Origin of the sequence: Halalkalibacter suaedae, assembly GCF_017939705.1 — a bacterium.
GTDB classification, from domain to species: domain Bacteria; phylum Bacillota; class Bacilli; order Bacillales; family Bacillaceae_D; genus Halalkalibacter; species Halalkalibacter suaedae.
This window is the reverse complement of the sequence record NZ_JAGKSQ010000003.1, coordinates 310,293-335,054: the sequence shown is the minus strand read 5'-3', so window position 1 is coordinate 335,054 and position 24,762 is coordinate 310,293. Positions and strand designations below refer to the sequence as shown.

The following is a 24,762-nucleotide window of genomic DNA, read 5'->3' as shown; positions in this document are numbered from 1 at the left end:
TTATGCTAGTATGATAAGAGGTTCGAACAACTTATAGAAAGAAGGGTAAAGCTTGAATCAATCTATCGCAAATCTTATTGATCATACTGCTTTAAAACCAGATACAACAAAAGAACAAATTATTACATTATGTAACGAGGCAAAAGAATACCTATTTGCTTCAGTATGTGTAAATCCAACATGGGTCAAGCTTGCTGCAGAACATCTAAAGGATGTTAATGAAGTTAAAGTCTGTACTGTAATTGGTTTTCCTTTAGGAGCATCGACACCTGAGGTGAAGGCTTATGAGACAACAGACGCTATTAATAATGGTGCAACAGAGGTTGATATGGTCATTAATATTGCCGCACTTAAGGAAAAGAACGACACACTTGTTGAAGCTGATATTCGTGCGGTTGTTGATGCGGCAAAAGGTAAAGCATTAACAAAGGTAATTATTGAATCTTGTCTTCTAACTGATGAAGAAAAAGTTAGAGCATGCCAGTTAGCTGTACAAGCAGGGGCAGACTTTGTTAAAACATCAACTGGGTTTTCAACTGGTGGTGCAACAGTTGAGGATATTAAGTTAATGCGAGAAACAGTAGGTCCATCTGTTGGGGTAAAAGCATCAGGTGGGGTACGTGATCTTGAAGGGGCCAGAGCAATGGTTGCTGCTGGAGCAACGAGAATCGGAGCAAGTGCAGGGGTTTCGATCATTAATGGGGAAAAAACGGACTCTGATTATTAATAAAAAGAAAGACTACTGAAAAAGCAAATCTTTTTCAGTAGTCTTTTTTATTGTTTTTTCATTTTGTAAATGGCCTGCTCAGTTTGTAAATTTAATTGATTCTGATCTAGGGATGAAGTGACCTCGCCTTTAAGCGGGATCTCAAAAGCGTGTTGGGGAATAGTAACCGTTCCCTCATCGCTCATTATCGTACCTTCGCCATGTAAGATAACCTCATCTGTAGCAAGGTAATCATCAATTGGGTCTTCGCCGTTTGAAACAAGTGAAATATGATCTAATTTAAAAGTGACATGGTCTATATCAAATAAGTCTTCTTTGCCCGTAGTGATTTCTTGCTTTTCGATAGAGAGTGTCGAACCTTTTTGACTTTCTAGCCATTGTCTTAATTGTTCAATATGATTATCCATTTGTTCCCCTCCTCTTTTCCGTAGTATGCCCTTTTTCGCAACAATAAAACATCATTGAAGTGAAGAAGGGAAAGGAGAAGAGATAGAAAAAAGGCCACGGAAAAAGGTGAATCATCCCTTTTTCCATGGCCTGTCCAACACAGTTCAGATTAAAATTCTTGTTTGGCGTACACGCCAGCTTTCTTTAGAAGGTGAATAGCCTGGGTCATTTCTTCTTTCGTTAATCCCTTAGTAGCCTGTTCAATTACCTTTTCATGTTCTGGGAAAATTTTTTCAATAAATTCTCGACCTTTATCAGTAAGTTCAGCATAGATTGTTCTACGGTCAGTTGAGCAACGTTTACGTATTAAGTATTCCTTTTTTTCGAGCTTATCAATGACATATGTTGTATTTGCATTTGATGTTAAAATCTTCTCACCAATTTGTTGTAGCGGCTTCGTGCCTTTATGATAAAGAAGCTCTAGCACAGCAAATTCTGTTGTTGTAATGCCATGTTGACTAATGTGACGGTCAGAATGCTTACTAATCCAAATTGAGGCTCTTGATAAAACAATGAATAATTTCAACTCCAAAGATTCCTCATCTACTGTTTCTTTATTAATAATGAATCACCCCTTACTAGTATGTCTAGAAATGGCTATACACCATGTGGAATATTTAATTAAATATTAAACTATTCGATACTTGATATACATGTAATCATATAATATTCCTGATTGGATCATTTGTCAAATTGAATATGGAAATCACATTTATTGATATGGAAGATGAAATGATAAATATAAGAAAGTTTGTAGCAAATAATAAACATGTTTTAAGGAGAAGGTTGTAAAAAATAATTTGGAGGTGGATACAATTAACGGCATGTTATTTTTCACGGTGATCGTTCTGATAGGTATTGTAGCTATACTAAGTTTTGTCAGCAAGAAAAGAGTAGTTCCTGCATATGCAAAGCGTTCAAATGCTGGAGGAAATGATCGACTATACATGGAGGAATTTGCTATGGAGGAGAATACTACTCAGTTAGAAAAACAGAGTACAAGTTATCTTGAGGAAGAAATTGGTGAAGACTTAAGTCCTTTTGCAGGTCAAATTACTAGTATCCAATCAGCACTAAGTCAGTTACAGCAACAGTCTGAAGAGGAGAATACTGCGATTTCAGAAAATGAAAATGTTCAAAGTACCGATATTCTCCAACAAATTCAACAGATAAATAGTCAGACACAGCAGCAACAGCAAAATGCAATACAGGAGCTTCAGCAATCAATTGATCAAGCAACACAAATGCTTGGAAGCGTTGGTCAGACGATTCAAACGATCACTACATTAAACCAAATAACGCAACAAATTAACCAAATACAACTACAGGTTGAGGGAGTAAACAATAATTCATCAAGTGACTTGAAAAACTGATTAGTAAAAACGAAATCAATACACTAGTGCCTTAAGGTGGCTCTTGTCAATTAGACTAAGAGCCACCTTATTGAATTTAGCTAGATATGTAACTCATGATTAACGATGAATGCGTTCAATAAATCCTGCAAATCGATTCACGAATGGCAGCATGACAAGAGAACAAATCACATTAAATAAAAGGCTTGCATGAGCGAGTTGAACCATTGGGAGTGGGGTCATATTCGTCACCGTTACCCCGAGCCAATTAATAAGTGGCAAAAAGGCGAGTACACCAAAAACATTTAACCAAATATTTGCATACGCAACTAGCTTCGAGCTATGCCCTGTTCCAATGCTTGCGAGATATGCAGTAATACAAGTTCCGACATTAGCTCCTAGCATAATGGAAATACCTGCATTTAAGCTGAGAATATTATCGTTCATAAAGCCCATAGCAAGAGCTGTTGTGGCCGTGCTTGATTGTATAATGGCAGTCAATATTGCCCCAACACCAATGCCAAGTAAGTTATGATCATTGGTCAAATCAAAAAAAGAATGGACTGAAGGAATAGAGGACAAAGGATAAGCAAGTGTTTCTAAACCATTCATAGCAATGAAAATACAAGCCAAACCAAATGATAGACAACCAATGGAATATGCATTATCTAATGGAATCAGCAAACCAATTAATCCGATTACTAGAAGCGGAATAATGAGTGAGGATAAATCCAAAGCTAGTAACTCTGTTGTCATTGTCGTGCCAATATTGGCACCAAGGATAATACCAATTGAATGTCGAAATGCAAGGAGTCCCGTCGCTACCAAGCCAACTACCATAATGATGATCGCTGAGCTACTCTGAAGAATAGCGGTTGCGATTGCCCCAACAATTAACCCCTTCCAAGGTGAATCCGTTAATTTTTGGATCATCACTTGAAATGATTCTTTTCCTAGGTTGAGAAGACCTGCACGCATGATCACCATTCCAAATAGAAATAATGCTATAAAAACCGCTAATAACGAAAGTAATTCCTTTATCACTGCCAATCACCTCTACTTAAACTCTATGGACAAAGATGAACAAGCATGACAGGAATTTTGAGCAAAAGGGTGAATTTGGTTAAATTAAGGAAAATGATTAAGGAACTGTTCATTTTGAGTTGACCAACAGATAGTGATATATTATAATTCTAAGAGACGTACACATGAATGTTAAGTACGTTCTGAGTTGGTTTGTTTCGGAGGGAGGGAAATATAATGGCAGAAACTCGTGTTCGCAAAAACGAATCGATTGATGCTGCACTTCGTCGCTTCAAGAGATCACTCTCTAAAGAAGGAACGTTGGCTGAGGTTAAAAAGCGTAAGCACTATGAAAAGCCTAGTGTTAAGCGTAAAAAGAAATCTGAAGCAGCAAGAAAACGTAAGTTCTAGTAGGAGAGGGTGTTTTCATTGAATCTTCTTGACCAATTAAATCAAGACATGAAGAGTGCGATGAAGAACAAGGAAAAGGATAAGCTCTCTGTCATCCGTATGGTAAAGTCGTCGTTGCAAAACGAGCAAATTAAGCTCGGGCGTGAGTTGACGGACGATGATAGCCTTACGGTGCTTAATCGCGAACTGAAACAACGCAAGGATTCCCTCCATGAGTTTGAACAAGCAAACCGTGAAGACTTAGCTTTGAAGCTTCGGGATGAAATTTCTGTGCTAGAAGTTTATATGCCGGAACAATTATCTGAGGAAGAAGTAGCAGAGATTGTGAAAGAGACAATTACCGAAGTTAATGCTTCGTCGAAAGCAGATATGGGTAAAGTCATGGGAGCAATCATGCCTAAGGTTAAAGGCAAAGCTGATGGTGGTCTTGTGAATCGCCTTGTGCAACAACACTTATCATAACAATGACACAAGCGTTTTATCTCATTTGAGGTAAAACGCTTTTTGTTATTTGTGATAGAATTTAAAGAGAATAGAGAAACTATACTAGTGATAAATATAATTTGATCTAATTTGAAACTAAATTATATTTCATTCGTACATAAAGTATTGATTAGAAAGGAGGAAGCTATGTTTAGCAGACGTCAAAGGTTAGCTGTTTATTTGGCTTTTATTCTTGTGGCTTGTATTCTGTTGCCGGTTCAATCAGTCTTAAGTAATGAGGAAGCGGACGATGGTCAACCGGTTATTTATTATATTCCTGTTGAACAAACGGTTGAACGTGGATTAGAAGCTTTTATGTCGCGTTCATTTGAAACCGCTAAAGAAGAAGGTGCCACACATATTGTCTTAGAAATGGATACCCCGGGTGGAGCAGTAGATGCTGCAGGTAATATTGCGAATCTCATACGTAACACCGAGATTCCAGTGATTACCTTTGTTAAGAACAAAGCCATTTCTGCAGGAGCTTATATTGCTCTTAATACAGATACTATTGTGATGGCACCAGGTTCAACAATGGGTGCTGCGGCCGTTATTGATGGTGAAGGGAATGCCGCTGACAAGAAAACACAAACTTATTGGCTTGCAGAGATGAGGGGATCAGCTGAATTAAACGGCAGAGATCCGCAATATGCTCTTGCGATGGCTGATGAGAGGATTGACCTACCAGAGCTTGGTGCACCAGCGGGTGAGCTTCTTACGTTGACACATACTCAAGCGTTGAGCGTTAACTATGCTGATCATATTGCCTCCGATCGTGCGGAGCTTATCGAAGCGTTGGGATTAGAAAATGTTATTGAGAAAGAGATGGAAGTGAGCTTCTCTGAAAAAGTAGCGAGGTTTGTTACTAATCCTATCGTCATTCCGATATTGCTTTCAGTTGGAAGTCTAGGTCTTGTTCTTGAGCTGTACTCACCTGGCTTTGGGGTTCCTGGGATTATGGGGATTTCTGCACTGATGCTGTTCTTCTTTGGTCATATGATTGCTGGTTTCGCTGGATGGGAATCATTGATTTTATTTGTTATTGGCTTTTTGCTCATCATGGTTGAAATATTTGTGCCTGGCTTTGGCATATTTGGATTACTTGGCATTGGTTCAATCATTGGAGGGATGTTATTAGCATCTTTTTCAACGGCATCAATGCTAATTTACATCGCAATAGCCATAGTGATCACGGCAATTTCAGCGATTTTGCTATTCCGTTATTTCGGTTTTAGAGGTCCGATGAAGAAAATGATTCTTTCTGATTCTACTAGCACTGAAAAAGGCTATATATCGAATCGAACTAGAGATGAGTTAATGGGGCAGGTTGGTGAAGCGTTAACACCTCTTCGTCCGTCAGGCTCAGCGGTATTTGACCGTGAGCGCCTTGACGTCGTTACAGAGGGAGGATATATTGAACAAGGAAGACAAGTAGAAATTATCTATACGGCAGGCTCACGTATTGTTGTACGTGAAAAAAAGGAAATATAAGGAGGAATTTTAATGGTATTAGATGCAAGTAGTATTTCATTATTAGTTGGTTTGGCTATTTTACTAATTCTGTTAGCGGTATTGTTTACGTTTGTTCCAATCATGTTATGGATTTCAGCATTAGCTGCAGGGGTTCGCGTAGGTATTTTTGAATTAGTTGGAATGCGTTTACGTCGTGTTATCCCAGCTCGTGTAGTTAATCCGTTAATTAAAGCGGTAAAAGCAGGACTAGATTTAAGTACATCAAAATTAGAAGGACATTACTTAGCGGGTGGTAATGTAGACCGCGTTGTAAATGCACTAATCGCTGCTCAACGTGCCAATATTGATTTAAGCTTTGAACGTGCGGCTGCAATTGATCTTGCTGGTCGTGATGTATTAGAAGCTGTTCAAATGAGTGTTAATCCAAAGGTTATTGAAACACCTTTCATTGCCGGTGTAGCGATGGACGGGATTGAAGTGAAGGCAAAGGCTCGAATTACTGTACGTGCAAATATCGACAGACTTGTCGGTGGTGCTGGTGAAGATACGGTTATTGCACGTGTTGGTGAAGGGATTGTTTCGACAATCGGGTCTGCTGTTAATCACAAAAAAGTGTTAGAAAACCCTGATATGATTTCACAAACGGTTCTTTCAAAAGGATTAGATGCAGGGACTGCTTTTGAAATTCTCTCGATTGATATTGCTGATATCGACATTGGCAAAAACATTGGTGCTGAGCTTCAAACGGATCAAGCTGAAGCTGATAAGAAAATTGCTCAAGCTAAGGCAGAGGAACGACGTGCAATGGCTGTTGCAAATGAACAAGAAATGAAGGCTCGAGTTGAAGAAATGCGTGCGAAGGTTGTTGAGGCAGAAGCAGAAGTACCGATGGCTTTATCAGAAGCATTACGTAAAGGGAATATGGGTGTTATGGACTATATGAATTACCAGAACGTAATGGCAGATACGGATATGAGAGGGTCAATTAGCAAAGCAACGGACCAAGATTCAACAGGCCCTAAAAGAGATTAAGTAGCATCCTCCCAAAATAGAAAGGAGGAAGAATGAATATGGAAGGCATTTTAGATTTAATACTTGGAAATTTAGTTCCAGTCATTATCGTTATTGGTGGTTTATTTAGCTTCTTTGGAAGGATGTCTAAGGGAGAACAATCAGATGAGAATTCTCCGAGTAAGAAGCCAGCTCGTCCCAATACAGGTAAAGTTGATTGGCGTGAGATTTTCAAACAAGAGGAAACGACCTCATGGCCAGGAAGTGAACAACCGAAAGATCAACCACCAGCTGAGAAAACGGAAGTGTATTTTGATATACCAGAAATAAAGGATGAACAAGAAGATAGACAAGAAAAAATGGCACAGAAATATCGTGAAACAAAACAGTATATTGAAGATCGCCAACGAAGTCCTATCTTAGACAATGAAATTGGTCGTAAAGCCCCACTTGATTTACAGTTAAATCGTTTATCTAATCAAGAAGCGATGAAAGCAGTCGTCTGGTCAGAAGTTCTCGGGCGCCCTAGAGGAAAGCAACCGCACCAAACATTCGTAAGGAAAAGTTAATACTAAAAAAAAGCAGTGCCACTATGGTGCTGCTTTTTTTGTTTTGGAGCCCTTAAAAAATAGGATAAGAGCATTTTTTCTTGAGATTTCGGTGATAACAGATTGGTCAATATCATAAAGATGAAAGAGAGGGGGTTCGAACATGAAGAAGATGAGACAGCAGATGAGTAACTGGATGACAAAGCAGATGCAGCTCCCTGCGGACGTCATGATGGACCTACCAAGAATTACAATGATAGGTCAGCTGCATATTTATATCGAAAATCATCGCGGTGTTCTGCGATTTTCTAACCAAGAATTACGTCTCTTACTAAAACAAGGCCAGTTATTAATAAAGGGAGATCATTTTGTCATTAAGACAATTCTTCCAGAAGAGCTTTTACTTGAGGGACGAATTGATCAGGTCATTTATTTAGATGAGAAGAATACATAGAAGTATAGGCAGGTTAGAAGGAGGAGAAACTACAGATGAAAAATAACTGGATGAATGTAGTTCGTGGATATGTTCGTGTTAGGATTAATGGTCCATATCCTGAAAGATTTCTAAATCGTTGTATGGAAGAGGATATTTCGATTTGGCATATAAAGAGAATAAGTGAGGATGAAATTGTCTGTTTCATGGATGTTGAAGATGCGAAGCGAGTCCGTCCACTACTAAGAATGACTCGGTGTAAAATAACCTTCACTAAGAGGTGGGGGGGACCATTTCTGTTAAGAAGGATGATAAGTCGGTCTGGCTTCGTATCTGGAATCCTAGTGTTTCTGGCGGTAATGGCTGTTATGTCAAATATGGTGTGGAATATTGAAGTGAAGGGAGCTTCACCAAAGGTAGAACATGAATTACGTCAAGTTATTACCGAAATGGGGATAAAGCGAGGCTCATTTCAATTTTCCTTACCAAGTGTTGAATATATTCAAAGAGATGTTAGTGAGCTTGTGTCTGGTGCGACATGGATAGGTGTGCGTCAAAAAGGGACGACCTATGAATTTGAGGTTGTTGAACAGAAGCTTCCGGAAGAAGCTGAGAGATATAGTCCAAGACATCTAATTTCAACGAAGGAAGCCATTATCCATAGTGTCTTTGTTGAACATGGTCAAGCTTTGGTAAGACCAAATGATTTTGTCCGTAAGGGAGATATGTTAGTTTCTGGTTATATTGGAAAAGAGGACGGAGAGCAGGAGCTAGTTCCTGCAAAGGCTACTATTCTTGGTGAAATTTGGTACAAGTCTGAAGTGTCTATTCCTTTAGAGTCAGTTACTACGTCATTAACAGGTGAGAAGAAAACAAAACATTACTTTTCTTTTGCCGGATTAGACATACCTATTTGGGGATTTGGTAAAAATAAATATCAAACCTTTGAAGAGGTTGACCACAAAAAACCAATTAAGTTCTTCAAATGGTCACTACCTATACAGTATCGTAAGCTTGAGCTAATGGAGTCTTCCGTTCACGATCGTGTTTATACGAAAGAAGAGGCGATCAAAGAGGCCAAGAAGAGAGCGAAAGTTGACTTAACGAAACATATACCAAAGGATGCGGAAATTATTGGAGAAAAAGTTTTGCACGAAACTGTCGAGAATGGTAAAGTTAACTTACGGATACATTACCAAGTAATAGAAGATATTACATCGGAGCAACCGATTATTCAAGGAGATTGAGTCTATTGTCAGAAGCCAAAACGATCAAGCTAGAAGTCAAGAATGCTAATGAGACACAAGCTCTTATTGGTCCGAATGACAGACACCTGAAACGGATGGAAGAACATCTCGGTGTAAGTCTAGTGACTAGAGGTGAGGAAGTTCTAGTTACTGGTAGTGAAAAGCAAGTAGAGTTTGTTCAACAAATCCTCAATGCTCTGGTTCAGCTTATTCGAAAAGGGATTTCCATATCAGAACGTGATGTCGTGTACGCTGTGCAGCTTGCTGAGCAAAATCGTCTCGAAGAATTATTGGAGCTGTACGATGAAAAGGTTGCAACGAACGTAAAAGGTAAACCAATTATTGCCAAGACGTTAGGGCAACGTCATTATGTTTCTGCTCTACGGAAAAAGGACATGGTCTTTGGGATTGGTCCTGCAGGTACTGGTAAAACGTATTTAGCCGTTGTGATGGCTGTTACAGCTCTAAAGGATGGATATGTGAAACGGATCGTCCTTACAAGACCAGCAGTCGAAGCGGGAGAAAGTCTTGGGTTCTTACCTGGTGACCTTAAAGAAAAAGTGGATCCTTATTTACGTCCACTCTACGATGCACTTCATGATGTGCTAGGAACAGAGCAAACAGCAAGGTTAATGGAGAGAGGAACAATTGAAGTCGCTCCCCTTGCCTATATGAGAGGAAGAACTCTTGATGATGCTTTTGTTATCTTAGATGAAGCACAGAACACAACAAAAGAACAAATGAAAATGTTTATAACTCGCCTTGGGTTTGGATCAAAAATGGTCATTAATGGTGATCTTACGCAAATTGATCTACCTCGGGGCAAAAAATCAGGGCTAAAGGTCGCCTTGGAGATTTTACAAAACGTTCATGCCATTGGCTTTATTTTCTTACAGCAATCAGATGTTGTCCGTCATACATTAGTGCAACAGATTATTGAAGCATATGACCATGAAAACAAAGAAGAAGACAATTAATCTGGATGTAGCCTTGCCATGAGGAGGCACGATAAGAAGACCCTCTTCCACTTGAGGGTCTTCTTTCGATAATAGAAAGCAGAGGTGACTTTTCTTGAAAAGACAATCACCAATTGATCAACAGAAGTGGTGGAGGCGGCTACGTAACCATCCATACATAAGAGCAATTCTATTTGTATTAATTGGAATAAGTCTTTATTTAATGATGCTGGGAAATGTCATACCAGATACCTTAGATGTACGTTTGTCACAAATTGCTGATCAAGATATTCGCTCTCCAATTACAATTGAACATAAGACAGCTACTGAAATTCGTCGGGCCGAAGCAAGGGATGCCATCGGTCCTGTTTATGAACAGAAAAAGGAATATGCTCAAAATCAAGTTCGAAAGGTACATGATATTTTTGATTTGATTATTCAAGTGAATGAAGAAGTACCTCAGATAGAAGAGACAACTGAAGGAGAGAGAGAAGAAGTTGTCCTAACTGAAGAAGAGATTCTTGAACAGCGTCTAGCCTATGTTGATGAAGTCCTTTCTCCAGGGACAAGCAATGACTTATCTGAGGAAACGATTATTACCTTTATAGAGGCGAGTGATTCGCAATTACAAATAGCACGAGAAACAGCTACTAATGCAGTATTTGAAATCATGAATCAAACGATCTCCATTCGTGATTTGGCAGAGTCAAAACGCGAAGTGAGTAATCAAATTGCGATTTCTACTGTAAGCAATGAATTATTAAAAGCGATGATTGAAATCGCTCAGTTTGCTATCATTCCCAATTACATCTATGACGCTAATGCGACCCAACAGTTAAGACAGGAGGCGGCTGAGAATGTCGAGCCTGTACTTATACGTGAAGGAGAGCTATTAGTGAGGGAAGGGGAAATGATTACCCACGAGATCTACGAGCAGTTACGTGTCGTTGGACTTTTGGATGATCGGATTAATGTCTTTCCATACATCGGGCTGGCTCTGCTTGTTCTTTTAATTGTATTAATGCTCTCTTATTATCTAAAAGAAGCGGAAACGACTGTACAAAAGAATAATAGTCATTTACTAATGTTTACAATTATTTTTCTTTTGACGGTTGCTCTAATTAAGATAACTAGCCTTCTGCAGATTATTGAAATTCAAGGTCTTGGTTTCATCGTTCCGGTATCGATTGGTGCTATGCTTATTACGTTACTGATTCACACAAGGGTAGCTATCTTTGCTAGTATGATGTTTGCAGTGATCGGAAGTGTTATTTTTAATAATGATACGGCAGGAACATTTAATTTCACTTATGGGTTTTATATTTTGTTTAGCTCATTTGCTGGAGCTTATTTTCTAGATCGATCAAACAGAGTATCTCGTATTTTAAGTGCAGGTCTATTCGTTGCCGGTATTAATATCGTTGTAGTCACTGCTTTACTGTTTCTAAAAACAGTTCAAACAGAATGGCTTGAAGTTGGTATGCATCTAGGTTTTGCTTTCTTGTCTGGTTTCATTGCTGCTGTTTTGACAATCGGATTACTTCCATTTTTAGAGGCTGGATTTGGCATTCTTTCAACAACACGCCTAATTGAATTATCTAACCCTAATCATCCTTTGTTAAGAAAGATCCTTGTTGAAGCTCCTGGGACTTATCATCATAGCGTAGTGGTTGGTAATCTATCGGAAGCTGCCTGTGAATCAATTGGTGTTAATGGTTTACTTGCTAGAGTTGGATCATATTATCATGACTTAGGCAAGACAAAGAGACCACATTTTTTCATTGAAAATCAAATGAAAATGGGCAATCCGCATGATAAGATTTCACCACAGCTTAGTCGAACGATTATTATTGCACATCCTTATGACGGGGCTGACTTGTTAAGAGAACACAAGATGCCTAAGGAGATTATTGATATTGCTGAGCAACATCATGGAACAACCTTATTAAAATACTTTTATCATAAGGCCAATCAAGATAGTGACCATCCTATTCCTGAATCTCAATTTCGTTACCCGGGTCCGAAAGCCAAAACAAAAGTTTCAGCTATTGTCGGCATTGCTGATAGCGTTGAGGCTGCCGTTCGAACCATTCAAAAGCCAACGCCAGATAAAATTGAAACATTAGTACGGAAAATAATTCAAGACAAGCTTGAGGATGGACAATTTGATGAATCCGATCTTACCTTAAAAGAATTGGATCAAGTCGCTATCTCCATTTGTGAAACATTGAAAGGGACATTCCATGAGAGAATTGAATATCCAGAGGATGTAAAAGGGAAGGGAGAAAAAGAATGAATGTAACTGTCGATTTAAATGATGAAACAGATATGATTAACGAACATCATCAAAAGCTAGTTAATGACGTAGTAAATAAAACATTGGAGTTTGAACAAGTAAAAGGGGAGATCGAAGTCTCAGTTACATTTGTAAGTGAGGAGCGTATTCAAGCACTTAATGCCGAATATCGTGGCAAAGATCAACCGACGGATGTCATCTCTTTTGCCCTTAATGATGAGGTGGAAGGCGAGCTTGTCATTTTAGATGATGTACCCAATATGCTAGGAGACATTATTATCTCGGTTTCACATATCAAGCAACAAGCTGAGGAGTACGGCCATTCCTTTGAGCGAGAGCTAGGCTTCTTAACGGTTCACGGAATGCTTCATTTGTTAGGGTATGATCACATGACAGACGCCGAAGAGAAGGATATGTTCTCAAGGCAAGAGAACATATTAGCAGATTATGGGCTTACACGATAGGAACAAACGTGGATTTAAGCGATTATTAAAATCCTTTTATTATGCAACACAAGGGTTAGGCCATGTATTTAAGCATGAACAGAATATGAATATTCATGTGGTTGTCGCGGCATTAATCATCATTAGTGCGTACTTATTAGATTTACCTCTTACGCATTGGTTAATTCTTCTTATAGTTATAGCAGGAATTTTCGCACTTGAGATCATGAACACGGCTGTCGAGCGCACTGTTGATCTGGTTACAAAGGATTATCATCCAATGGCAAAGCTTGCTAAGGATATTGCAGCGGCTGCTGTTTTTGTTTACTGTGTGTTTGCTGTTGTGATCGGTTTAATTATTTTTATACCACCACTTTTACATCTATTAAATCTATAAAAGAAGGTCGGATCGGTTAGCCAGGCCGTTTGAGTGGGTCGAGAGGTGTGTACTCGAATATGTGGAAAAGATTTCAAAGGAATATTATTGCTGGAATTATTTTTTTGTTACCAGCTATAGCAACAATTTACGTTATTCAGTTGTTATTTGGCCTGGTGGATGCATTCCTTGGGTCGTTTATTACATCCATTCTTAAAGGATTAAATATTATTACGAGTATTGATGGTCGTATCTACTTTCTCGGTGTATACACGCCTTTTTCTGAAAGGCTCTTAGGAATAGGATTTGTCCTAACAATCTTACTTGTTACATGGGTAGGCGCACTAAGGATTCAAGGTAGAGGGTTACGTTTTTTCGGAACGATTGATCGAACGTTTCGTCGAATTCCGATTGCTAATTCCATTTATACATCGGTGGAGCAAGTGATTCATGCGTTTGCACAAGAGCGTTCATCATTTAAAAATGTTGTTCTAGTTGAATACCCGAGGAAAGGTCTCTATACTGTTGGCTTTCAAACGGGTGAATCAAAAGGAGAAGTACAACGTATAACCTCAAAGGAGTGTGTAAATGTATTTCTGCCTACAACACCAAATCCCACTTCTGGATGGCTTGTGCTTGTCCCAAGAGAAGATGTCACTATTCTTAATATGAGTGTAGAGCAAGGATTAAAATTTATAATATCTGGTGGTGTTGTTGTGCCGCCAGATCCTGAAGTGGATAATGATATAGCTACAGACGTAGACTATGATAATATGGTAGTACGAGTCCGAAAACGAAAGGATGATTGGAATGAATGAGCAACAACTAATAGAGGAAGCTAAAAAAGCAAGAGAGAATGCCTATGTCCCTTACTCTAAATTTCCTGTAGGAGCTGCACTTGAAATGGAAAATGGAGAAATTATTCATGGGGCCAATATAGAAAATGCGTCCTTCGGGTTAACAAATTGTGCTGAAAGAACTGCTTTATTTAAGGCTTACTCAGAGGGCAATCGATCCGTTAAGCAAATTGCTGTTGTTGCGGATACTGATCGGCCAGTTTCACCATGTGGGGCTTGCAGGCAAGTGATGGCAGAGTTAGTGCCTCAAGATACAAAAGTTATACTGACAAATTTAAAAGGTGATGTACTAGAAATGACTGTAGCAGAATTGTTACCAGGTGCCTTTATTGCGGAGGATATGAATGGAAAATAAGAATGAATTTAAATCGGGATTTGTCTCGATTATTGGTCGACCAAATGTTGGGAAATCAACACTGATTAACCACGTCATCGGTCAAAAAATTGCAATCATGTCGGACAAGCCACAAACGACACGTAATAAAATTCAAGGTGTGTACTCGAGTAATGAATCACAGATCATATTTATTGATACACCAGGAATTCATAAGCCTAAGCATAAATTGGGCGATTTTATGATGAAGGTAGCACAAAATACATTACGTGAAGTTGATTTGGTCTTATATGTTGTTGATGGAACCGAAGCATTTGGTGCTGGCGAGGAGTTTATAATTGAACGCCTACAAGCAGCCTCTCCTAAAACATTTTTAGTAATTAATAAGATTGACAAGATGGATCCTGAAGCTGTTTTTAGTGTAATTGAAACTTATCGAAAGAAATTCGATTTTGAGGAAGTAGTTCCCATTTCAGCATTAGAGGGAAATAATGTTACGACATTGATGGAACAGATTACGAAATACCTTGAGCCTGGTCCTCAGTACTACCCTAGTGATCAAGTAACAGACCATCCAGAACGTTTTGTTGTTGGTGAATTAATTCGTGAAAAAGTGTTGCATTTAACACGTGAGGAGATTCCGCATTCGGTAGCTGTGAATATAGAACAAATGAAGCGGCGCGGAAATAGTGAGACAGTATATATTGGAGCAACCATTATTGTCGAACGAACCTCTCAAAAGGGGATTATCATTGGTAAGCAAGGAACAATGTTAAAAGAAGTTGGGAAACGTGCACGAGCGGATATTGAAACCTTACTCGGATCTAAAGTATTCCTTGAGCTTTGGGTCAAGGTCCAGAAAGATTGGAGAAATAAAGCCGCACATTTAAGAGAGTACGGTTTTAGGGAAGATGAGTACTAAATTTAAATAACGGTGCTTTTTCTGCTATTTTTTTATGCGATAAACGGTATCGAGCTTCCTGCTAAAAAGTGAAGTGTAACGATATTAATTTGTAATAGGACTTTAACAATGACTACATCTTGTAGCCATTGTTTTTTTATTTTTAAAAGATTATGATAAAAGAAAGAAAAGAGGTTTCAATTTTTCTTGTCAAGGGAATTAAATTAACAATATTTCCTTAACATGTTTATAAGAAACTCGGTCATCATACTAGTATAGAGCGTTAGTCTTACAGAAAGGTGGAATCTGATATGCTCGATTTTTCGTGGAAAGTGTTTTCTATGACTGGTAACGTAGATACGTATTTACTGTTAAAGGAGCTTGAGCGCGATTCAGATGATCAATTCGAACAAGATGACGTGGAGGGTAATGCGTTAGATACTCCAACCCATTAATGACGTATGTTGACACCTCACTTGAAAGTGTGGTGGTAGAAATTGATGCAGAAGGTAGAAGGAATTGTGATTCGCACCATTGACTATGGTGAATCAAACAAAATCATTACGTTGTATACAAAAGAGTTAGGAAAAATTGGTGTAATGTCACGTGGTGCTAAGAAACCAAAGAGCCGTTTGGCAGCTGCATCTCAATTATTTATGCATGGAACATTTGTGATTCAAACTGGCCAAGGACTTGGGACTCTAAATCAGGCCGATATTGAGAATTCATTTCGTGAAATTAGAAACGACCTTATACGGGCAGCCTATGCGACTTATATTTTGGAATTAACCGATAAATTGACTGAAGAAAAGGTACGAAATCCCGCTCTGTTTCATTTACTATATCAAACGCTCTATTATTCAAATGAACTGATGGATGCTGATGTACTATCTAAGATCTTTGAGATGAAAATGTTGGCAGTTGGTGGGATTAAGCCTGAACTAGATCAATGCGTCGTTTGTGGTTCAACTGAAATTCCATCGGCTTTCTCCGTAAAAGAGGCAGGCTTTCTATGCGGAAGATGTGTGTATAAGGATGAAAGAGCTTTCCATGTAACTACACAAGCAGCTAGACTACTTCGTTTGTTCTATTATGTGGATTTAGACCGACTCGGACAGATCTCACTAAAGCAGGAAACCAAGAAAGAGCTTCAAACCATTATTTCAGCTTATTATGATGAATACTCAGGATTGCGTCTTAAGTCAAAGCGCTTCCTTGAACAACTTGATCGAATGGGTGATCTTGGTTTTTCTAAAGGTGATTGACACAGGATGAGAAGTTGGGTATGATGCTACTAATAGAATATGGTGCGTAGAAGGAAAGTAGTATTTATTTTTTCTTAAGAAAGCGAACCTAGAATTGGTGAGAGCTAGGGCTTAAGAGGATAAAGAAGGCGTTCTGGAGCATATAACGGTGAAAGTGATTAGTCCTTATTGTGACTAATAAGTAGGGTGGAACCGCGAGATAGCTCTCGTCCCTATGTCGATCAGACATAGGAACGAGAGCTATTTTTTATGCTTATTTTTACGTATTTCATATATAAAAAAGGGAGGCTAAATGATGAACGTACAAACAATGATATTAACGTTACAAGAGTTTTGGGCAAAACAGAACTGTATGATTATGCAAGCCTATGATGTTGAAAAAGGAGCAGGGACGATGAGTCCTTTTACATTACTACGTACAATCGGACCAGAACCTTGGAATGTAGCCTATGTTGAGCCGTCAAGACGGCCTGCTGATGGTCGTTATGGAGAAAATCCGAATCGCCTATACCAACACCATCAATTTCAAGTTGTAATGAAGCCATCACCATTAAACATTCAAGAATTGTATTTAGAAAGCTTAAAAGCCCTTGGCATTAATCCATTGGAGCATGATATTCGATTTGTTGAGGATAACTGGGAAAATCCAACACTTGGTTGTGCTGGTCTTGGCTGGGAAGTTTGGCTTGATGGTATGGAAATTACGCAATTTACATACTTCCAACAAGTTGGGGGTCTAGAAGCAAATCCTGTTTCTGCAGAGATTACATATGGATTAGAGCGACTAGCATCTTATATTCAAGATAAGGAAAATGTCTTTGATTTAGAATGGGTTGAAGGATTTACGTATGGTGATATTTTCAAACAACCTGAGTATGAGCACTCGAAGTACACGTTTGAGGTGTCTGATAGCCATATGCTTTTTTCACTTTTTAGCACTTATGAACAAGAAGCCAAACGAGCACTTGATGAACAACTTGTGTTTCCGGCATATGACTATATTTTGAAATGTTCACATACATTTAACCTTCTTGATGCACGTGGAGCAATATCAGTAACAGAAAGAACAGGATATATTGGTCGAGTTAGAAATCTAGCAAGAACAGCGGCAAAGTTATATTTTGATGAAAGAGAACGTCTCGGTTTTCCTATGTTAAAAAAGAAGGAGGAAACAAACCATGAGTAAGGATTTTCTATTAGAAATAGGTCTTGAGGAGTTACCAGCACGATTTGTGACGCCTTCAATGCAACAGTTAGAAGCTAAAGTCAAAGAGTGGTTAAAAGCAGAAAGATTAGAATACAAAGAAATTGCAGCGTATGCGACGCCTCGTCGACTAGCGTTAGTTATTGAGCAACTATCTGAAACTCAACCAGATATTGAAGAAGAAGCAAAAGGACCTGCTAAGAAAATTGCTTACGATCAGGATGGTAATTGGAGCAAGGCTGCACAAGGATTTGCACGTGGGCAGGGTGTATCGACCGAGGATCTATTCTTTAAAGAAGTGAACGGTACTGAGTATATTTTTGCTAATAAGTTCGTTGCCGGGAAAAAGACGATTGAGTTATTACCAGCAATACAAGAAATTATTACATCATTACATTTCCCTAAAAATATGCGTTGGGGTTCATATAATCTTAAGTTTGCTCGACCTATCCAATGGTTAATTGCTCTATTCGGTAAGGAGATTATTCCTTTTTCAATTACGGATATTGAAACGAGTAATACCACATACGGACATCGTTTTCTAGGAAAAAAAATAACGATAAATGAGCCAAGTGAATATGTACGTTCATTATTAGGTGAGTATGTCATCGTTAATCCACATGAACGAAAAGAAGCAATACGTAACCAAATTCAAGCAATGACTGATGGGAACGACTGGGTTATTCCTATTAATGAAGATTTGCTTGAAGAAGTCCATCATCTAGTTGAGTATCCGACAGCTCTATCGGGAAGCTTTGATAAAGAATTTCTATCATTACCAAAGGAAGTTCTTATTACGTCAATGCGTGAGCATCAACGGTACTTCCCAGTTGAAAGTAAAAATGGAGAGCTTCTACCTCATTTCGTTACGGTTCGTAATGGGGATCATCAGCATTTAGAGAATGTATCAAAAGGAAATGAGAAAGTGTTAAGAGCACGACTATCTGATGCTGCGTTCTTCTATGCAGAGGATCAGAAACTAGACATTTCTTCAGCATTAAGTCAGCTTGAACAAATCGTCTACCATGAAGACCTTGGATCAATTGGAGATAAAGTTCGCCGGGTTAGTAAGGTGGTATCTTTGTTAACAGATGAACTTAAGGTGGATGCAAGTACAAAAGTTACAGCCGAGAGAGTTGCTGCGATAGGTAAATTTGATCTAGTCACACAAATGGTCTATGAATTCCCTGAACTACAAGGACGTATGGGGGAAGTCTATGCTGAGCTTGCTGGTGAAAAGATCGAGGTTGCCAATGCGATTAATGAGCACTATCAACCACGTTTTGCAGGTGATTCAAGTCCTAGTACACTTGCGGGAACGATTGTAAGTATCGCGGAGAAGCTAGATACAATCGTTGCATGTTTTGCAATTGGACTAATTCCGACAGGTTCTCAAGATCCTTATGCACTTAGACGACAAGCGGCGGGGATTGTCCAGATGCTCAACGATTATGAGCTCGATATTTCTTTTGAAGAAATCATTCAGTTTACACTTAATGTTGTTGAAGAGAAACAACTGCTGAAACGTACAAGAAAAGAACTTGAGAAAGACCTTGTTGAATTCTTTAAGTTACGATTAAAAGCCTCGCTTCAGGAGAAAAATGTTTCATATGATGTGATTGATGCCGTGTTACAAGAAAAGGTTGGTCATATTCCGACATTAGTCAAAAAAGCTAAGATTATTACTGAAGAGCGTTCAAATTCAAGCTTCAAATCAATGGTAGAGGCTCTTAGTCGTGTCACAAATATCGCTAAAAAAGCAGAGAATACTATCGCAATCGATGAAAAATTATTTGAAAAAGAAGAAGAAAGACAATTATATCTAGACTATAAAAATCTTGAAATGGTCGTTTCTCAGGCATTAAGTCAAGGTGATATTGAGAAAGCTTTTTCAGCTTTGAATGATATTGTTCCGTCGATAAATAACTATTTTGATCACATCATGGTTATGTCCGAGGATCAAAGACAAAGAGACAATCGATTAAGTCAAATGGAAGAATTAGCGTCAGTTATCTGCTCATTTGCCAACTTCCAAGAAATCGTATTTGCTAATTAAGCTCTTACCTTTAATTATCCCAAAGAGGTGATGTGTATGGAAGGAAGCTCAACCAAGCCGATTGTTTATGTCGTGTCAGATTCAGTTGGTGAAACGGCAGAGTTAGTAGTAAAAGCGGCTACTAGTCAATTTAATGGTTTGGGGATTGAGGTAAGAAGGATTCCTTTTGTTGAAGATGAGGAAACGATTATGGAAGTAGTCCGACTTGCAGAACGTGCCCATGCCTTAATTGCGTTCACCCTGGTTATTCCTGAAATTCGAAATTTTTTAGTGGAAGAAGCGAACAAGGTTGGGGTTGAAACTGTTGATATTATTGGTCCTATGTTAGAAAAAATCTCTGTCTTAACAAATGAAACACCACGTTACGAGCCAGGATTAATCTATCGCCTAGATGAAGATTACTTTCGTAAAGTTGAGGCGATTGAATTTGCTGTAAAGTATGATGATGGTCGCGATCCAAGAGGGATTGTCCGTGCTGATATCGTCTTAATTGGTGTTTCAAGAACATCTAAGACACCTTTATCTCAGTATTTAGCTCATAAAAGATTAAAGGTTGCCAATGTGCCTTTAGTTCCAGAGGTGAATCCACCAAGAGAATTATTCCAAGTATCAGCGAAAAAATGCATAGGACTTAAGATTAGTCCTGAGAAGTTGAATGGCATTAGAGCAGAACGTCTTAAGGCCTTAGGTTTAAAAGAAGATGCTAATTATGCTAATGTTGATCGAATAAAAAAAGAACTCGCATACGCTGAAGGCATTATGAAACGAATTGGTTGTCCAATCATAGACGTTTCGAACAAAGCAGTCGAGGAAACAGCTAATTTGATTTCTAATATGTTTAGGTAATGTATTTAGAGGCTAGGACATAATTAAAGTGTCTAACTGGAATAGCGAACAATGCTATCATGTAGCGGATGAAATATACGTAGACTCCTGCGGGATGTAAAAGAGGACACTGAAAAAGGTGTGATTTTCACCTTTCTTTAGTGGCCTCATGATAAAGCCAAGGGTGAGACCCTACAGTGCAAGGCACGAGGAGGCTCACCGGCTTCCCGCGGAAAGCGAAGTATATTTCAGGAGCGGTTTACGTCCGCCAACCACCATTGTTCCTATTTTCTGTTAGTTAAATCACTTTTGTCCAAGCTTCTTTTTTATACAAAAAGAAGGGAAACTAAAGTATAATGAAGAATTGTGTTTAAAAAGAAGTTTGATTTTTTAGGAATAATGGAAAAAAGAACAAATAAATTTTAAAAGTCAAGACTTTTTATTTGTTTTTTGGTAATGATAGTAAGGATAAAAGGGTTAAGGACTGCCTAAGGCATTAAATTCGACAAGAATCAACGATTTTCTTTATTATGTAAGCAGGAGAATGCAAGGAGATGTTGAACTAATTAAGATGAACATATTAAAACCAGCTGTATATGTCGATGCAGATGCTTGTCCTGTGAAAGATGAGATTATAGAAATATGTCAAGAGTATCAGGTGGACATGATATTTGTTTCGTCATATGCCCATCAGTTAACAATACCAGCTCCTGCTAAAGTAGTGACAGTTGACTCGGATAAGGAGGCTGCCGATTTATATGTTATGAATCACATTAAAATCGGTGATGTCTGTGTCACTCAGGATCATGCATTAGCATCTATTTTACTTCCGAAGAGAACGGTAGTGCTTTCTCCAAGGGGAATTGAATATGATGAAAGTAAAATGGAGCAAATGTTAGATGCAAGATTTGTCTCTGCTAAACAAAGGAGAATGGGGAAACGAACAAAAGGTCCTAAACCATTTAGTAAGGACGATCGTGAACGGTTCAAAAGAAATTTCGAAAAAATTATTGCAGAAAAAGCAGGAATTTAGCAAAAAAACTCGAATGTAACATTCTTGACTTAAAGTAAGATGGTGATTAGAGGATGTCCAAACGAATCCCAGAAGAAAAAGTAGAACAAGTAAGACGTTCCGCAGATATTGTCGAGGTCATAAGTGATCATGTTCAATTAAAAAAACAAGGTCGACAATATATTGGTTTATGTCCTTTTCACGGAGAGAAATCGCCGTCCTTTTCCGTCTCGCCAGATAAACAATTGTATCATTGTTTTGGTTGTGGAGCTGGAGGGAATGCATTTTCATTTCTAATGGAACTGGAAGGGTTGACGTTCGTTGAGTCAGTTTCTCAGTTAGCGAAGCGATTTAATATTGAATTGCCTGAGACTGAAATAGGTGAACACTCTTCAGGTGATAGACCTCAAGAAGCAATGAGAAGTGCTCATGAAATAGCAGCAAGCACATACCACCATGTTCTTATGCTAACAGAGCAAGGAAGTAGTGGGCGTCAATATATTAAGGAACGTGGTTTTTCTCGTGAGCAACTTGAGCATTTTCAAATAGGCTTTGCCCCCGACCGTTGGGATGCACTTACGACCATTTTAACTAAGAAAGCATTTGATTTGAAAATGATGGCAAGTGCAAGTTTGTTAGGGGAGCGGGAGTCTGGTGGACAGTTTTATGATCGTTTCCGAAACAGGGTGATGTTTCCGATTTGGGACGGTCAAGGAAATGTGATTGCATTTGGTGGACGAACGATCACGGATGAGAAACCAAAATATCTAAACAGCTCTGAATCACCAATCTTTCAAAAAGGGAAAACATTGTACGGCCTACACTTAGCTAGACCTTCCATTCGTAAACAAGGATCAATTGTTTTGTTTGAGGGTTATGTTGATGTAATTGCAGCTTGGGGTGCAGGTATTGCAAATGGTGTCGCAACACTTGGTACCTCATTAACAGAAGAACAGGCAAAGTTGATACGCAGGAATGCAGAATCTGTCTTACTGTGTTATGACTCTGATAAGGCTGGAACTGAGGCAGCATTTAAGAATGCGAATCTTTTACAACAGGAAGGCTGCATTGTTAAGATTGCTCAAATGCCTGAAGGAAATGATCCCGATGACTACATTCGCCAATTTGGAGCGGAACGTTTCAAAAACGATGTAATAGGGTCCAGTTTAACGTTAATGGCATTTAAAATGCAATTTCTTCGAAAGGGCAAGAATCTGAATGATGAATCAGAACGGATGCAGTATATAGAGTCTGTGCTTGCAGAAATGTCCTCATTAACGAGGGCTGTTGAGCGAGATCATTATTTACGACAGATTGCTGAAGAATTTTCACTGTCTTTAGATGCATTAAAACAAGAGCAAAATCAATTATACCGTGCAAAGGAGAAACAATATAAGGCAAAAGAAAACAGATCTCCATTAAAAAAGCCACTTGAATCAAAAAAACTCTTGCCAGCTTATCATAATGCAGAGCGATTACTACTGGCACATATGATGAGAGAGGAGCAGGTTGCAGAACTAGTTCAAGAACGGCTTGGCGGTGCTTTTAATATAGATGAACACCAAGCAATCGCAGCTTATTTGTTCGCTTTCTACGGGCAAGGCTATGAACCGAATCCTAGTCAATTCATCCAGGACTTAACTGATGAGAAACTAAGACGTATTGCAACGGAACTAGCGATGCTAACAATTAATGAAGATTATCAGGAACAGGAAATAATTGATTACATGAGACAGATTGAAACATACCCAAAAAGGGTAGAGATTCAACAAAAGGAAATTGAAATGAAGAGGGAGAAGGATCCCTTAAAGGCTGCGATGTTATTACAGGAAATCCATCAAATGAAACAGTTATTATCTTAAAGACGATAAAGTATGTTTGTGAACAACGGAAGGAGGGGATCGAATGGCTGATAAACCATTACGCCCATTAGCGGAAGGTGAATTATCTATCGATCAAGTAAAGGAACAATTAGTAGAGGTTGGTAAAAAACGCGGTGTGTTAACATATGCTGAAATTACAGAAAAGTTAGCTGCGTTTGACCAAGACTCGGATCAAATGGACGAGTTTTTTGAATACCTAGGTGAACAAGGTGTAGAAATTTTAAATGAATCAGAAGATGTTGTTCCGAATCTTCAACAGGCTGCAAAAGAAGAAGAGGAATTTGATTTAAACGATCTAAGTGTTCCACCTGGAATCAAGATCAACGATCCTGTTCGGATGTATCTCAAGGAAATTGGTCGTGTACCACTTCTTTCTGCAGAGGAAGAAATTGAACTAGCAAAAAGAATTGAACAAGGTGATGAAGAGGCCAAGCGTCGATTAGCTGAAGCCAATTTACGTCTAGTTGTTTCAATCGCTAAGAGATACGTTGGTCGTGGAATGTTGTTCCTTGATTTAATTCAAGAAGGTAATATGGGTTTAATAAAAGCAGTTGAGAAGTTTGACTACGAAAAGGGATATAAATTTAGTACGTATGCAACGTGGTGGATTCGTCAGGCGATTACTCGTGCTATTGCAGACCAAGCACGTACAATCCGGATACCTGTTCATATGGTTGAAACAATTAACAAGCTAATACGTGTACAACGCCAGTTATTACAAGATTTTGGACGTGAACCAACTCCAGAAGAAGTAGCTGAAGAAATGGAATTAACTCCTGAAAAGGTTCGTGAAATATTGAAAATTGCTCAAGAACCTGTTTCTTTAGAAACCCCAATTGGTGAGGAAGATGATTCGCATCTTGGTGACTTTATTGAAGACCAAGAAGCTCTTGCTCCATCTGATGCAGCAGCTTATGAGTTGTTGAAAGAGCAACTCGAGGATGTACTCGACACGTTAACTGATCGAGAAGAGAACGTATTACGTTTAAGATTTGGTCTAGATGATGGTCGAACTAGAACATTAGAAGAAGTCGGTAAGGTATTTGGCGTTACTCGTGAGAGAATTCGTCAAATTGAGGCTAAAGCCCTGCGTAAGCTGAGACATCCAAGCCGCAGTAAACGATTGAAGGACTTTTTAGAATAGGCTAATGGTTAAGTGTATGGGGAAAAAAAGATAATCGTCATTTAAGCAGGGGCTG

General features: G+C 38.7%; 27 protein-coding genes and 1 other annotated feature. Of the genes, 24 read left to right on the top strand and 3 right to left on the bottom strand.

Annotation, left to right across the window (positions count from 1 at the left end; genetic code table 11):
• The first annotated feature begins 52 nt into the window (after positions 1-52).
• Complete coding sequence (deoC, locus tag J7W16_RS09200) at positions 53-727, top strand: deoxyribose-phosphate aldolase (RefSeq protein ID WP_210596996.1); 675 nt, start codon at positions 53-55, stop codon at positions 725-727.
• A gap of 47 nt (positions 728-774) precedes the next feature.
• On the opposite strand, the gene J7W16_RS09195 is transcribed toward deoC, so the two are convergent.
• Complete coding sequence (locus J7W16_RS09195; RefSeq protein WP_210596995.1) at positions 775-1,134, bottom strand: protein YmzB; 360 nt, start codon at positions 1,132-1,134, stop codon at positions 775-777.
• 149 nt (positions 1,135-1,283) lie between these two features.
• Entirely contained in the window at positions 1,284-1,706 is a 423-nt protein-coding gene (locus J7W16_RS09190) for a MarR family winged helix-turn-helix transcriptional regulator (protein WP_246879924.1), read from the bottom strand.
• Positions 1,707-1,998: 292 nt separating this feature from the next.
• Here J7W16_RS09190 and J7W16_RS09185 point away from each other — a divergent pair, with 292 nt between their 5' ends.
• The gene (locus J7W16_RS09185) at positions 1,999-2,547 is read left to right on the top strand and encodes a hypothetical protein (RefSeq protein ID WP_210596994.1); all 549 of its coding nucleotides are present in this window, start codon (positions 1,999-2,001) and stop codon (positions 2,545-2,547) included.
• A gap of 99 nt (positions 2,548-2,646) precedes the next feature.
• Here the strand turns inward: J7W16_RS09185 and J7W16_RS09180 are convergent, their stop codons facing one another.
• Positions 2,647-3,570 carry a Na/Pi symporter gene (locus tag J7W16_RS09180; protein ID WP_210596993.1) on the bottom strand — a complete coding sequence of 308 codons (924 nt, stop codon included), beginning with the start codon at positions 3,568-3,570 and terminating at the stop codon, positions 2,647-2,649.
• 216 nt (positions 3,571-3,786) lie between these two features.
• Between J7W16_RS09180 and rpsU the strand changes: the two genes are divergently transcribed.
• From rpsU to rpoD, 22 genes are all read left to right on the top strand, one after another.
• Positions 3,787-3,960 (top strand): 30S ribosomal protein S21, encoded by a 174-nt coding sequence (rpsU, locus tag J7W16_RS09175; RefSeq protein WP_003323311.1) that lies wholly within the window; start codon positions 3,787-3,789, stop codon positions 3,958-3,960.
• A gap of 18 nt (positions 3,961-3,978) precedes the next feature.
• Positions 3,979-4,422 carry a GatB/YqeY domain-containing protein gene (locus J7W16_RS09170; RefSeq protein WP_210596992.1) on the top strand — a complete coding sequence of 148 codons (444 nt, stop codon included), beginning with the start codon at positions 3,979-3,981 and terminating at the stop codon, positions 4,420-4,422.
• 168 nt (positions 4,423-4,590) lie between these two features.
• A complete protein-coding gene (locus J7W16_RS09165; RefSeq protein ID WP_210596991.1) occupies positions 4,591-5,934 on the top strand; it encodes an NfeD family protein in 1,344 nt (447 codons plus the stop codon).
• Positions 5,935-5,946: 12 nt separating this feature from the next.
• Complete coding sequence (floA, locus tag J7W16_RS09160; RefSeq protein ID WP_210596990.1) at positions 5,947-6,948, top strand: flotillin-like protein FloA; 1,002 nt, start codon at positions 5,947-5,949, stop codon at positions 6,946-6,948.
• 38 nt (positions 6,949-6,986) lie between these two features.
• Positions 6,987-7,496: a hypothetical protein gene (locus J7W16_RS09155; RefSeq protein ID WP_210596989.1), complete on the top strand. Its 510-nt coding sequence runs from the start codon at positions 6,987-6,989 to the stop codon at positions 7,494-7,496.
• Between the two features lie 142 nt (positions 7,497-7,638).
• Entirely contained in the window at positions 7,639-7,929 is a 291-nt protein-coding gene (gene yqfC / locus J7W16_RS09150) for a sporulation protein YqfC (protein ID WP_210596988.1), read from the top strand.
• A 35-nt stretch (positions 7,930-7,964) separates the two neighbouring features.
• Entirely contained in the window at positions 7,965-9,155 is a 1,191-nt protein-coding gene (gene yqfD / locus J7W16_RS09145) for a sporulation protein YqfD (protein WP_210596987.1), read from the top strand.
• Between the two features lie 5 nt (positions 9,156-9,160).
• Positions 9,161-10,132 carry a PhoH family protein gene (locus J7W16_RS09140; protein WP_210596986.1) on the top strand — a complete coding sequence of 324 codons (972 nt, stop codon included), beginning with the start codon at positions 9,161-9,163 and terminating at the stop codon, positions 10,130-10,132.
• 94 nt (positions 10,133-10,226) lie between these two features.
• On the top strand, positions 10,227-12,407 hold the full coding sequence (locus J7W16_RS09135) for an HD family phosphohydrolase (RefSeq protein ID WP_210596985.1): 2,181 nt from the start codon (positions 10,227-10,229) through the stop codon (positions 12,405-12,407).
• A complete protein-coding gene (gene ybeY / locus J7W16_RS09130) occupies positions 12,404-12,871 on the top strand; it encodes an rRNA maturation RNase YbeY (RefSeq protein WP_210596984.1) in 468 nt (155 codons plus the stop codon). Before J7W16_RS09135 ends, ybeY begins: the two co-directional genes overlap by 4 nt.
• A complete protein-coding gene (locus J7W16_RS09125; RefSeq protein WP_210596983.1) occupies positions 12,855-13,247 on the top strand; it encodes a diacylglycerol kinase family protein in 393 nt (130 codons plus the stop codon). Before ybeY ends, J7W16_RS09125 begins: the two co-directional genes overlap by 17 nt.
• A gap of 59 nt (positions 13,248-13,306) precedes the next feature.
• A complete protein-coding gene (locus J7W16_RS09120; protein ID WP_210596982.1) occupies positions 13,307-14,044 on the top strand; it encodes a DUF502 domain-containing protein in 738 nt (245 codons plus the stop codon).
• Positions 14,037-14,438, top strand: coding sequence for a cytidine deaminase (locus tag J7W16_RS09115; RefSeq protein WP_210596981.1), 402 nt, complete (start codon positions 14,037-14,039; stop codon positions 14,436-14,438). Before J7W16_RS09120 ends, J7W16_RS09115 begins: the two co-directional genes overlap by 8 nt.
• Positions 14,428-15,339 carry a GTPase Era gene (gene era, locus J7W16_RS09110; protein WP_210596980.1) on the top strand — a complete coding sequence of 304 codons (912 nt, stop codon included), beginning with the start codon at positions 14,428-14,430 and terminating at the stop codon, positions 15,337-15,339. The genes J7W16_RS09115 and era overlap by 11 nt, the downstream gene beginning before the upstream one ends.
• A gap of 290 nt (positions 15,340-15,629) precedes the next feature.
• A complete protein-coding gene (locus tag J7W16_RS09105) occupies positions 15,630-15,773 on the top strand; it encodes a YqzL family protein (protein WP_210596979.1) in 144 nt (47 codons plus the stop codon).
• A 42-nt stretch (positions 15,774-15,815) separates the two neighbouring features.
• On the top strand, positions 15,816-16,583 hold the full coding sequence (gene recO / locus J7W16_RS09100) for a DNA repair protein RecO (RefSeq protein ID WP_210596978.1): 768 nt from the start codon (positions 15,816-15,818) through the stop codon (positions 16,581-16,583).
• A 38-nt stretch (positions 16,584-16,621) separates the two neighbouring features.
• Positions 16,622-16,800 (top strand) — a binding site (T-box leader).
• A 78-nt stretch (positions 16,801-16,878) separates the two neighbouring features.
• Positions 16,879-17,769 carry a glycine--tRNA ligase subunit alpha gene (gene glyQ, locus J7W16_RS09095; RefSeq protein ID WP_210596977.1) on the top strand — a complete coding sequence of 297 codons (891 nt, stop codon included), beginning with the start codon at positions 16,879-16,881 and terminating at the stop codon, positions 17,767-17,769.
• Complete coding sequence (gene glyS, locus J7W16_RS09090; protein ID WP_210596976.1) at positions 17,762-19,843, top strand: glycine--tRNA ligase subunit beta; 2,082 nt, start codon at positions 17,762-17,764, stop codon at positions 19,841-19,843. The genes glyQ and glyS overlap by 8 nt, the downstream gene beginning before the upstream one ends.
• 36 nt (positions 19,844-19,879) lie before the next feature.
• Entirely contained in the window at positions 19,880-20,689 is an 810-nt protein-coding gene (locus tag J7W16_RS09085) for a pyruvate, water dikinase regulatory protein (RefSeq protein ID WP_210596975.1), read from the top strand.
• A gap of 523 nt (positions 20,690-21,212) precedes the next feature.
• Positions 21,213-21,701 (top strand): YaiI/YqxD family protein, encoded by a 489-nt coding sequence (locus J7W16_RS09080; protein ID WP_246879923.1) that lies wholly within the window; start codon positions 21,213-21,215, stop codon positions 21,699-21,701.
• Positions 21,702-21,754: 53 nt separating this feature from the next.
• On the top strand, positions 21,755-23,542 hold the full coding sequence (gene dnaG, locus J7W16_RS09075; protein ID WP_210596974.1) for a DNA primase: 1,788 nt from the start codon (positions 21,755-21,757) through the stop codon (positions 23,540-23,542).
• 43 nt (positions 23,543-23,585) lie between these two features.
• Positions 23,586-24,707, top strand: a complete 1,122-nt coding sequence (gene rpoD / locus J7W16_RS09070) for an RNA polymerase sigma factor RpoD (RefSeq protein ID WP_210596973.1) — start codon at positions 23,586-23,588, stop codon at positions 24,705-24,707.
• The last annotated feature ends 55 nt before the right edge of the window (positions 24,708-24,762 follow it).

Bases quoted from the DNA above. Each gene is read 5' to 3' on its own strand.
- J7W16_RS09195 (WP_210596995.1), bottom strand. From the start codon at position 1,134: ATGGATAATCATATTGAACAATTAAGACAATGGCTAGAAAGTCAAAAA.
- J7W16_RS09185 (WP_210596994.1), top strand. From the start codon at position 1,999: ATGTTATTTTTCACGGTGATCGTTCTGATAGGTATTGTAGCTATACTA.
- rpsU (WP_003323311.1), top strand. From the start codon at position 3,787: ATGGCAGAAACTCGTGTTCGCAAAAACGAATCGATTGATGCTGCACTT.
- J7W16_RS09165 (WP_210596991.1), top strand. From the start codon at position 4,591: ATGTTTAGCAGACGTCAAAGGTTAGCTGTTTATTTGGCTTTTATTCTT.
- floA (WP_210596990.1), top strand. From the start codon at position 5,947: ATGGTATTAGATGCAAGTAGTATTTCATTATTAGTTGGTTTGGCTATT.
- J7W16_RS09155 (WP_210596989.1), top strand. From the start codon at position 6,987: ATGGAAGGCATTTTAGATTTAATACTTGGAAATTTAGTTCCAGTCATT.
- yqfC (WP_210596988.1), top strand. From the start codon at position 7,639: ATGAAGAAGATGAGACAGCAGATGAGTAACTGGATGACAAAGCAGATG.
- yqfD (WP_210596987.1), top strand. From the start codon at position 7,965: ATGAAAAATAACTGGATGAATGTAGTTCGTGGATATGTTCGTGTTAGG.
- ybeY (WP_210596984.1), top strand. From the start codon at position 12,404: ATGAATGTAACTGTCGATTTAAATGATGAAACAGATATGATTAACGAA.
- J7W16_RS09125 (WP_210596983.1), top strand. From the start codon at position 12,855: ATGGGCTTACACGATAGGAACAAACGTGGATTTAAGCGATTATTAAAA.
- J7W16_RS09120 (WP_210596982.1), top strand. From the start codon at position 13,307: ATGTGGAAAAGATTTCAAAGGAATATTATTGCTGGAATTATTTTTTTG.
- J7W16_RS09115 (WP_210596981.1), top strand. From the start codon at position 14,037: ATGAATGAGCAACAACTAATAGAGGAAGCTAAAAAAGCAAGAGAGAAT.
- era (WP_210596980.1), top strand. From the start codon at position 14,428: ATGGAAAATAAGAATGAATTTAAATCGGGATTTGTCTCGATTATTGGT.
- J7W16_RS09105 (WP_210596979.1), top strand. From the start codon at position 15,630: ATGCTCGATTTTTCGTGGAAAGTGTTTTCTATGACTGGTAACGTAGAT.
- glyQ (WP_210596977.1), top strand. From the start codon at position 16,879: ATGAACGTACAAACAATGATATTAACGTTACAAGAGTTTTGGGCAAAA.
- glyS (WP_210596976.1), top strand. From the start codon at position 17,762: ATGAGTAAGGATTTTCTATTAGAAATAGGTCTTGAGGAGTTACCAGCA.
- J7W16_RS09085 (WP_210596975.1), top strand. From the start codon at position 19,880: ATGGAAGGAAGCTCAACCAAGCCGATTGTTTATGTCGTGTCAGATTCA.
- J7W16_RS09080 (WP_246879923.1), top strand. From the start codon at position 21,213: ATGCAAGGAGATGTTGAACTAATTAAGATGAACATATTAAAACCAGCT.
- dnaG (WP_210596974.1), top strand. From the start codon at position 21,755: ATGTCCAAACGAATCCCAGAAGAAAAAGTAGAACAAGTAAGACGTTCC.
- rpoD (WP_210596973.1), top strand. From the start codon at position 23,586: ATGGCTGATAAACCATTACGCCCATTAGCGGAAGGTGAATTATCTATC.